Genomic DNA, 9,706 nt, shown 5'->3' on the forward strand with positions numbered 1-9,706 from the left:
TGCGGTCCCCCTCCCCACCGCCTCCGGCGACAGGGAGGATGGGTGGGCGATGCAGCTTACTCCCGCCCGGCGCGGATGGCGGCGCCGGCGGCGAAGGGGGCGGCGGCGAGGTAGAGGAGCGACACGGCGGCGAGGAGCTGCAGCGCGCCGGTCTCGTTGCCGCGCGCGATGAGGCCGGCGCCGAAGATCAGGATCGGCACCGCCAGCGGCAGCATCAACAGGCCCGCGAGCGCGCCGCCGCGCCTCAGGCCGGCGGTAAGCGCGGCGGTGAGGAGGCTGAGCGCCGCGAGGCCCGGCGTGCCGGCGAGCAGCCCGATCTCCAGCCGCAGCAGCATTTCGGGCGGAAGCTTCATCAGCGCCGCGGCCGGCAGGGCGGCGATCATCAGCGGCGGGCCGAAGGCGAGCCAGTGGCCGGCGAGCTTCGCCGCTGCCACCGCCTCCTCGCTCATCCCGCGCACCGCCAGTTGGTCGAGGACGCCCGATGCCCGGTCGGGCTCGATCAGCCGCTCGACCGGCAGCAGGGCCGCCAGCAGCGCCGCCATCCACAAGGCGCCGCCGCCGGTGCGGGCGAGGAGCGGCGCGTCGGGCCCGACCGCGAATGGAAACAACGTCGCCACCAGCAGGAAGAAGATGACCGGCAGCGCCGCGGCGCCGCCCTGGAGCCCAAGCCGCAGCTCGCGCAGCGCCAGCGCGATCATCCGAGCGCCACCTCTGCCGCGCCGTCGAGGCCGATCGGCTGATGGGTGGCGGCGAGGATCGCGCCGCCGCGCGCGCGATGGGCGGCCATCACGGCGGCGAGCCGCTCCCGCCCTTCCGCGTCGAGGCCGTTGGCCGGCTCGTCGAGCAGCCACAAGGCCGCGCCGCTCGCCGCCACCCGGGCCAGCACCGCGCGCTTGCGCTGGCCGGTGGACAGCATCCGCACGGGCACCTCTCGAAGGTGCTCCAGCCTCATCGCCGCCATGGCCGCATGCCCGTCGCCACCGTCGATCCGCGCCCAGAAACCGAGCGCGGCGGCGAGCGGCAGCCGCTCGTCGAGCGCCATCGCCTCGTCGGCCAAAGCGGCGGCGGCGCGCTCGACCCGCCCGTCCGCGGCGGAGAGGAGGCCGGCGGCGATCCGCAGCAGGCTGGATTTGCCGGCGCCGTTCGGGCCGGTCGCCACCGCCGCGCCGCCGGGCTCGAGCCGCAGGTCCAGTCCCTCGAACAGCAGCCGCCCGCCGCGCCGGCAGGCGACGCTTTCCATCCGCAGCGGCGGCCCGCTCACTCCGCCTCGTCCTCGATCGCGTGCATGTCGGCGTCGGAGAAGCCGAAATGATGGCCCACTTCGTGGACGATGACGTGAGTGATGAGCTCTTCGAGCCCGACGCCGGTCGCCGCCCATTCGTCGAGCAAGGGGCGGCGGTAGAGATGGATCATCGCCGGAAGCTCGCCCGAGGCCCAGCTCGACTGCTCGCCGACCGGCCGGCCGGTGTAGAGGCCGGTCAGATCGAACGGGTCCTCGATGCCGAGCTGGTCCAGGACCTCCTCCTCGGCGAACTCCTCGACCCGCAGCACGACGCCGCGCAGATGCACGCGGAACGGATCGGGCAGGCGCCGGATCGCCTCCTCGCCGAGCCGTTCCAGCTCGGCCGCGTCGGGCGCGAAGGTTTGACGGCGGGTCATGGGGGAGGACATAGAGGGCGGCGGCGCGGGGAGGAAGAGGTGGCCGAAGCTTTGGACGAGACGGAGATCGCGGCGGCGCTGGCGCACCTTCCCGAATGGTCGCGGGCCGATGAGGGACGCGCGATCGCCCGCACCTTCCGCTTCGCCGATTTCGCGGAGGCCTTCGCCTTCATGACCAGGGTGGCGATGGCGGCCGAGAAGGCGGACCATCATCCCGATTGGTCGAACAGCTGGAACCGGGTGGAGGTGACGCTTACCACCCACAGCGCCGGCGGGCTGACCGCCCGCGATTTCGCGCTGGCGGAAAAGATCGATCGCATCGCGGCCCAGCTTGCCCTTACCGCGGCGCGCGACTAGATAGCCGTTCTTCCAGGACATGCGGAGCGGTGGCCGAGTGGTCGAAGGCGCTCGCCTGGAAAGTGAGTATACGGCAAAACCGTATCGAGGGTTCGAATCCCTCCCGCTCCGCCACCTACCTGTCCATCGCCGTCCATCTCTGACCCAGAAAACCTAGTTTCTGTGAGGGGTTAGCCGTATTCTGCGTGCATCGGCGGCCGTCCGAATTCGCCCATTTCCAGAGTAGAGTGGGGGCATTTGGGGGCATCGAAACGTGGAAAATGGGGGCACCGATGCTCACAGACATGAAGGCGCGGCAAGCAAAGCCCCGGGAAGCCGACTACAAGCTCGGCGACTCCGGCGGTCTCTATCTCTTGGTGACGAAGGGCGGCGCCAAGTCGTGGCGGCTCAAGTATCGCTTCGCAGGCAAAGAGAAGCGGCTCACATTCGGCCGATACCCGGAGGTGAGCCTCGCCGAGGCGCGCGCCCGTCGCGACGAGGCGAAGCGGCTTCTTCGCGACATGCGCGATCCCGCCGTGGAAGCCATGAAGAGGCGCCTCGTTGCAGCCGCTGCGGCCGAGGCGACCTTCGAGAAGGTGGCGCGCGAGTGGCATGAGCTGCAGTCGCCGCGCTGGGCCCCGGTGCACGCGGCAGACGTGATCCGTAGCCTCCAGAATGAGGTGTTTTCCAACTTGGGGTCCGTGCCTCTGAGGGAGATCGACGCTCCGCTGGTCCTGGCAGTCCTCCGAAAAATCGAGAGGCGTGGGGCGCTGGAGACGGCGAAGCGGGTGCGCCAAAGGATGTCGGCGGTCTTCGTGCACGGCATCTCCACGGGGATCTGCACCGCAGATCCGGCATCCACCGTCGCGCGGGCGCTGAAGCCGGCGCCGAAGAAGACGCGGCAGCCGGCGATGACGAATGTGGAGGCGCTTCGCGGCGTGCTGCGAGCCACTGAGGAATCAGGCGCAAGTCCCGTCACGAAGCTCGCGTCGCGCCTGCTCGCATTGACCGCAGTCCGACCGGGGGTCGTTCGGGGCTTCGAGTGGTCCGAGATCGAAGGAGTCGATTGGAGTTCCGATCATCCCGAGGACACGGAGGCAGGCCTGTGGCGCGTGCCCTCGTCCAGGATGAAACTGGTTCTCGAGCGGAAGGATGACGCCACCTTCGATCACCTCGTGCCGCTTTCGAGGCAGGCTATCGAAGCCATCGCGGCTATCCGGCCTCTCACTAAGCGACTTCCGATCCTCTTTCCGAGTAATCGGCACCTGCATCGCCCCCTCAGCGAGAATGCGATCGGATACCTTTACAACCGCTGTGGCTACCACGGTCGCCATGTGCCCCACGGGTGGCGGGCGGCCTTCTCTACGATTATGAACGAGAGGGCGGAGCGTGCCGGCCGGTCCGGAGATCGAGCCGTGATCGACCTGATGCTGGCGCACGTCCCCAGCAACAAGGTGGAAGGGGCCTACAATCGGGCCGCGTATATGGAACGGCGCCGCGAAATCGCACAGGAGTGGGCGGACCTTCTGACCGAGGGGCTCTGCCCGGCAGCGGATCTCCTGAAGGGACCGAGACGCTGAGGGCTTCGCTCCGCAGAGGGGTGCGATGTTCTGGTGGTAAAGCGCTGATCGCGGGTCGCGGCATGCCGCTCCTATCAGAGGAGAGGTGGCCTGCTCTGGATGAGCGACAGGCGCGGAATCCTCGCGCCGGCTCCCATCCGGAGACCGAAGATGATCAGAGCCATTCCTCTCAGCAAGCTCAGGCCGAGCCCACGGAACGTGCGCCGCGCCAGTGACGAAGCGGCCGACTTCCAGCTGAAGGCAGATATCGAGGCGCGCGGTCTTCTGCAGAACCTGGTCGTCGCTCCGGCGAAGAAGTCCCGCGGGACCTTCACCGTCGAAGCGGGCGGGCGGCGCCTGCGCGCACTCCTCGCCCTCGTCGACGAAGCAAAGCTCGAAGCAAGCCATGAGATTTGCTGCCTCGTTCTCGACGGCGGGCCGGCTGCCGCGCAGGAGGCGGGCCTCGCTGAGAACTTTCAGCGGCTCGCCATGAACCCCGCGGACGAATGCCTAGCCTTCCAGCAGCTGATCGAGCAGGGGTCCGACGTCGAGGGGATCGCCCGGCGGTTCGGGCTTACCGTGCGGTTTGTCGAGGGCCGGCTGCGGCTTGCGAGTCTCGCACCTATCGTATTCGAGGCGCTTGGCGCCGGCGCAATCACGCTCGACGTGGCCAAGGCTTATGCCGCGACCCCCGACCAGGAGCGGCAGGCGTTCGTGTTCGAGCAGGTGAGGCGCAGCTACATGGCCCAGCACCCCGACAGCATCCGCCGGATGATGACCCAGGCGAAGGTTAGCGCGTCCGACCGGCGGGCCAAGTTCGTCGGCGAGGAAGACTATGTCGCGGCAGGCGGGCGGATCGAGCGCGATCTCTTCTCCGACCAGGACGGCGCCCGCTGGCTTGACATCGCCTTGCTGGAGCGGCTCGCGACGGAGAAGCTGGAGGCGGTTGCCACCGAGACGGCGGCTTCGTCCGGGCTCGCCTTCGTGCGGCCGACGCTGGAGAGCTGGGCCGGTTACGACGTCACGCGCGGGCTGCAGCGGGTGCAGCTCCAGTCGCCGCCGCTCCTCGACGAAGAGAGCGCCGAGGTCGAGGCGCTCGAAGCCGAGACCGAGGAGCTGATCAGCCAGCTCGAGAGCGAGGAGACCGCCGCGGAAGCGCGCGAGGCTGCCGAGGCGCGGGTGCGGGAGATCGGCGCCCGCATCGAGGCGATCACGGACAAGCCGCCGGTGATCCCCGACGACCTGAAGCCGCGGATCGGCACCTTCCTGCTGCTCGACGAGGGCGGTCAGCCACGCCTGGACACGAGCTACTATGTCGAGCCGTCTGACGAGCCCGAGGAGCTGGACGAATCCGGCGGGCCCGACGCGGGTGGGGACGGTCAGGAGATGCCAGCCATCGTGGCGGAGCCGGCGATTAGGCCGGTCCCGCTCTCGCAGGCGCTCGCCGACGAGCTCGCGATCCAGCGGCGCGACATCCTCGCCGTCCATGTGGCAGCCGATCCGGGCCTGGCGCTGGATCTTGCCATCTTCCTGATGATCGACCGCGAGGCGGGCTACTCGTCGGGAAAGAGCGGATCGTCGCTCGTCGCGCTGCCGCCCCACGACCCAGTCTTCGGCTTCAAGACGCCCGACGCGGCGGCGACGCGCGCCCGCGGGGAGGCCGCGGAGGCGCTCGACCGCAGCTGGAGCGCGGCAGATACGCGCGCCGGCAGGTTCGACGCCTTCCGGGCTCTCCCGGACGAGGCGCGAGCGGCCTGGCTCGGCCATGCGGTCGCACGAACGCTGGAAGCGAGCCTCAACCTTCCCGGCGGACGAACCTGCCCTTTCCACGATCACCTTGGCCGCTTGCTCGGAATCGACGTCGCGAAATGGTGGCGGCCGACCGGCGCCAACTTCTTCGACCGGGTGCCGAAGAGGGTGACTTTGGCGGTGCTCGAGGAGATCGGCGGTGCCGTCTTCGCCTGCGGCTATTCGAAGTCGAAGAAGGTGGAACTCAGCGAGACGGCGGAGCGCATCTTCGCCGGTCACGTCGCTCCCGCCGACGTGAAGGAGCGGGCGCTCACATGGGTGCCGGAAGCGATGCGGTTCGCGGCGGCGCCAGAAGCACCGGCGAACACCGCGGACGAAGGTCCGCCTTGGGAGGATCCGAGCGAGGACGGGTCCGATTCAGCGGAGGCCGGCTCCGGTGCGGAGGAGGATAGAGGCGGGGAAATCGCCGCGCCGGCGTCTAACGCGCCGGAAAGAGAAACATGCGCCGGCCACAAGTCCCCGCGCCGGAGGAAAGGGATCGGCAAGGAAGCGGACGGCGACGTGCCGCCCGTAGTGCTGGAGGAAGCAGCCTAACGTCTACGGCTGCTTCCTTCTGGGGTGGCGCTTCGGTGCCACCCTGCCTCGCCACCGGCTGGGGACGGCGACCGGGATTAGTCAAAAGCGGCCGCAGGGATCGCCCAAAGGGAAATACAGGCGCTCCCCACTATCCGCCGCGATCGACGCCGGCCAACGCGCCTAGCCGAGGTGCCTCACTGAACAGTCGGCCCTCACCCCAGCCGGAAGGGGCGGCGACGCTTCACAGGAGATTGGCAGGGACGGAGCAACGGCCGGGATGGATCGCCGCCCGGATTCCCCGCCGTCCCCAACCCGTGACGAGGAACGTATGGAGGAGGGGTTTGCGCCCGAAAGCGAACCGGCTGCTATGAGAGTCGATACGGCCAAAGCCGTTCGTCGGTGGACATTGGGATGGGCTGCAGTGAGGCGTGAACGGGTAACAAAGCGCTTAGGACGCTTCGGCGAGACGCAGTACTTCTCGGGGCAGAGGTCGGACGTCCACACTGCTGTCAATGATCGCCGAACCGCTTGGACCAAATGAGAGGTCGAAACGACGGCCGGTCTCCTCCGGTGTGCTCCGCAGTCGGCGGCACAAAAGGTCCGCCAATGCCGGGTCCTCCACAGCAATGATGACCTGCCGTCCCATCCGCCGGATTGCAGATAGCACCTCGACGAGATTCAGGGCACGATAGTCGTCGATATGCTGGACCGGATCGTCCAGCAACAGCGACCGCAACCGGCACCAAGGTCGCGACAGATGGATTGCGAGCAGGAAGGCGAGGCCTGCCGCCCGGCGTTGCCCGCTACTGAAGAGGAATTGCGGATTCCGGCCATCGCCCACGGTGAAATTGAGCGATGCCCGCACCTCACCGCCAAAGTCGGTTTCGATCTCGCGCCAGTCCGTATGCGGTCTAAGCCGCTGATACAGTTCTTTGAGGAGCGGCATGACCGTGTCGAATTGCTCGGTGAGGATCTGGTTCGCAACGGCCCTAGCCGCATTATCGATCTGCTTCGATGCTTCAACGGCACGCTCAGCGGCTGTCGCGCGCAGCGATTCTTCCTCTACATTTTCCCGAAGCTGCGCGATCCGAGTTTCCAGCGCGGTGACCCTGTCGTGCGCGCCGGATGCCTCGAGGATGAACAGCGCGTGCTCGAGCCGCGCAGTCTCTTCCTGCCGCTTCAGGACGAGCGCGCGAATCTGTTCGGGATTCACGGGATCGGCGGGCAGACCGTAACGCTGAAAGACAGCGCGCGCCGCGGCAAGCGCTTGGGCAGAGCGTGTCCGCCGAGCATCGAGTTCTTCAATTCTCTGCTTCGCCGCAGCGAGCTCTTGTTCGGCCTGGTGGGCGAGCGATTGGGTCTTTGCCAACGTATCGGCCGCCTTGGCCGCGACCTCCCCGCGGGTCTGTAAGCGCGCGCGAGCCGCTTCGATGGCGTTGGCGAATTCGGCATCGCTGCGAACGGCGCTGCACAGAGGACAATGCCCTTCGACCAGCCCGATCTCTTCGCCATGCTGGAGCAATGCAACCATGTGGGCGGCGAAGGAATCGGCCTCCTGTTCGGCCGCTGCGGCACGTTGTGCAACTCCAACGGCCGCGAGGGCCTCCTGTTGTCTCTGCTCAAGCGTCTCTACCTGCCCTGCAAGCGCGAGCGCGTTGGCGAGGCTCTCGTCCGACGTGAGAAATCGTTCCTCCGCGACCGTCGTCTCGGCCTGTGCGATGGCGTCCATCAGGACGGGAATGGACTGCTTGCGTTCCGCGACTCGTCGCCTGAGCGCTTCAGATCGATCCCCGCTGGTGGCGGCGAGGTCGGGCGCTATCCGTAGGATAATCTCTTCGGCCTCGGAAACGTCGGCTTGGCGTTCGGCAATGCTGCGCGCTTCCGTGAGCGCCGAGAGCGCCCGGCCCAAATCGGCCTGCGCCTCGGCAAGCTTCGCATCCTGCGCCCTCTTGGCTGCCGCGGCGGCCTTGTTCAGCTCTGTTGTGCGAGCCGAATGATCAGGCCCGGTGAGGCCGCCGATCGCGGCGCGAACGGCTTCGAACCGCGCCTGCTCCGGAAGATCGAGGCTGAGGCCGGATAGCGTTTCGTCCCGAATGAGGGTGGTCTGGACGAAAGTCTCCTCCCACGGGCACTCTGCCATCCGATCCGAGCAGAGGTGATTCGCCACCTCATCCATGGTCGTCTGCAGGCCCCGATCGCGGCTGCGGACGATCTTGAACGTATGGCCGTCCGGAGCGACTAGCCCCACCTCCACATATTGAGCCGCCGGAGCGCCGTCGCCGACCCACCAAATGTGACTGTCGAGGCCGCCGCCTTTTGCACCCTTGACCGCATATTTGTTGATGGTGCCGGTGAACGCATAGTCGACGGCGTCGAGGATCGTGCTCTTGCCGGCGCCGTTTCGGCCGGTCAGCACCACGAAGCCCGCGGGGAAATCGAAGCGCGTGACGTCTTTGAATCCCCGGAAACCCGCAACCTCGACATAGGAAAATTTCATGGCCGTTCACCGAGCAGGCGGACCGCCTCAGCGACTGGGACGTCCAGATCCAAGACCGCGTGGGACGCCTGGGGCGCGATGTCGGCGATCCGTTTTTGCAGGCGCGCCGTTAGGTCCTCATGCTGGAGCGCCGGCTGATATTGAACCGGAAGGACGGGCAGTAGGACCCTCACCAGATCCTCGCGGCTGGCGATTTCGCAAGCCGCGACCTTCCGTGTCCGTTCCAGATCCTCCTCGATCCAGCTCACTGCGCGTTTTTGCACCGTATCGCCCGCTCCACCGCATAGGAACACGCAGTAGACGTTCCAGGCTTTCTCCCCCGCGGCTCGGATGTTGGCCGCGAAGCGCCTCAGGATCTCGCCTTCAAACGCCTTCCACCCGTTGATCAATTCGTCCGTTTGGTCGAAGGCGCTGCAGAATCCGAAAAGCGCATTGTCCTCGAAGCAGACGACCGGTTTGTGGCCTACTGAGCTTAGACGAACCGTGAACCCGGCATCGCGCAGCAATATCTGCGAGGTGGAGAGCAGGTCGATCACAGGCCCAGTTCCGTGCGCGCGTCGGTGCGGGTCAGCCATTTCGCGCCGCCGCCCGGCGCTGGGCTAACGATGCTCGCGCCCTTCCCGGTCGCGATCAGCCTGGCCGGGACGCCGAGGTCGATGGCGCCAGCGCACAGGACGATGTCAGGCTGCACCAGATTGGGCGGCTCCTTATGGGCTTCCCGCATATCGCTGAGGCCTTGACCCGCGCCGTTGACGATCCTCACGGTCCGCCCGCCATGCGCCAGCCACGCGCCAGCCTGCACGGCGCCGTCATTGCCAAGTTCGATATGGGCAAAGGCCGCTTCCGCGCTATCCGCTGGCGGCGCCCTCAGCGTCGCCGCCCGGGTATAAGGGACGCCCTCCACATCCCGGCGCAGATTATATAGATCGTCGCACGCCAAGGCATCAGCCAACGGGGTATGCGCGATTCCGCTGGCCGCGGCCAGCGGCTGTCCGAGCGCATAGAATTTTCTCGCCCAGCTCCTCGAATAAGCGACGCGAAGCTCCTCAAGGATCTCGGCGCCGGATTCCTGAATATGCTCGAAGGCCGCACTCAACGTCGTCAGCTTGTCCCACAGCTCCGGGGCCTTGGCTCTAAGGGCGGCGCTCGCCGTCGGGTCGATCACGGTCACCGAACGCGCGTTCGTAATCGCGAAAGCGTCCGACAATACGTCGTTGAGATAACCCCAGTCGGTCCAGAAGCCAACCACTACGAGATGTCGCCCCGGCAGGTGGAGGTTCATCCATTGCGCACAACTCTGGATCCGCGCCTGCACAGCAGGCTCGGCTAG

At 67.3% G+C, this 9,706-nt stretch carries 8 protein-coding genes, 1 tRNA gene and 1 pseudogene; 4 read left to right on the forward strand and 6 right to left on the reverse strand.

All coding sequences use genetic code 11. The features are described 5' to 3' along the window. Positions 1-56 precede the first annotated feature (56 nt). From ccmB to ACK4K7_RS15175, 3 genes are read right to left on the reverse strand one after another with little or no spacing between them, the layout of a single operon-like run. Positions 57-698: a heme exporter protein CcmB gene (ccmB, locus tag ACK4K7_RS15165; RefSeq protein ID WP_431867282.1), complete on the reverse strand. Its 642-nt coding sequence runs from the start codon at positions 696-698 to the stop codon at positions 57-59. Continuing rightward, entirely contained in the window at positions 695-1,240 is a 546-nt protein-coding gene (ccmA, locus tag ACK4K7_RS15170) for a heme ABC exporter ATP-binding protein CcmA (protein WP_431867298.1), read from the reverse strand. The genes ccmB and ccmA overlap by 4 nt, the downstream gene beginning before the upstream one ends. Positions 1,241-1,257: 17 nt before the next feature. After that, a complete protein-coding gene (locus tag ACK4K7_RS15175) occupies positions 1,258-1,659 on the reverse strand; it encodes a metallopeptidase family protein (RefSeq protein WP_431867284.1) in 402 nt (133 codons plus the stop codon). A gap of 39 nt (positions 1,660-1,698) precedes the next feature. Here ACK4K7_RS15175 and ACK4K7_RS15180 point away from each other — a divergent pair, with 39 nt between their 5' ends. From ACK4K7_RS15180 to ACK4K7_RS15195, 4 genes are all read left to right on the forward strand, one after another. Next, on the forward strand, positions 1,699-2,016 hold the full coding sequence (locus ACK4K7_RS15180; protein ID WP_431867286.1) for a 4a-hydroxytetrahydrobiopterin dehydratase: 318 nt from the start codon (positions 1,699-1,701) through the stop codon (positions 2,014-2,016). A gap of 23 nt (positions 2,017-2,039) precedes the next feature. Beyond that, positions 2,040-2,130: transfer RNA gene (locus tag ACK4K7_RS15185), tRNA-Ser, on the forward strand. A 158-nt stretch (positions 2,131-2,288) separates the two neighbouring features. Continuing rightward, positions 2,289-3,575: a tyrosine-type recombinase/integrase gene (locus tag ACK4K7_RS15190; protein ID WP_431867287.1), complete on the forward strand. Its 1,287-nt coding sequence runs from the start codon at positions 2,289-2,291 to the stop codon at positions 3,573-3,575. A 150-nt stretch (positions 3,576-3,725) separates the two neighbouring features. Then, positions 3,726-5,897 carry a ParB N-terminal domain-containing protein gene (locus ACK4K7_RS15195; RefSeq protein WP_431867288.1) on the forward strand — a complete coding sequence of 724 codons (2,172 nt, stop codon included), beginning with the start codon at positions 3,726-3,728 and terminating at the stop codon, positions 5,895-5,897. A gap of 430 nt (positions 5,898-6,327) precedes the next feature. On the opposite strand, the gene ACK4K7_RS15200 is transcribed toward ACK4K7_RS15195, so the two are convergent. The 3 genes and pseudogenes from ACK4K7_RS15200 to ACK4K7_RS15210 all read right to left on the reverse strand — a co-directional run. Beyond that, the gene (locus ACK4K7_RS15200; protein WP_431867290.1) at positions 6,328-8,376 is read right to left on the reverse strand and encodes an AAA family ATPase; all 2,049 of its coding nucleotides are present in this window, start codon (positions 8,374-8,376) and stop codon (positions 6,328-6,330) included. After that, the gene (locus tag ACK4K7_RS15205; protein WP_431867292.1) at positions 8,373-8,912 is read right to left on the reverse strand and encodes a hypothetical protein; all 540 of its coding nucleotides are present in this window, start codon (positions 8,910-8,912) and stop codon (positions 8,373-8,375) included. Before ACK4K7_RS15205 ends, ACK4K7_RS15200 begins: the two co-directional genes overlap by 4 nt. Continuing rightward, positions 8,909-9,706: pseudogene (locus ACK4K7_RS15210) on the reverse strand (hypothetical protein); the annotation flags it as partial. The gene ACK4K7_RS15205 and the pseudogene ACK4K7_RS15210, both read right to left, overlap by 4 nt.

It is taken from the genome of Allosphingosinicella sp. (genome assembly GCF_046295735.1).
Lineage (GTDB): Bacteria > Pseudomonadota > Alphaproteobacteria > Sphingomonadales > Sphingomonadaceae > Allosphingosinicella.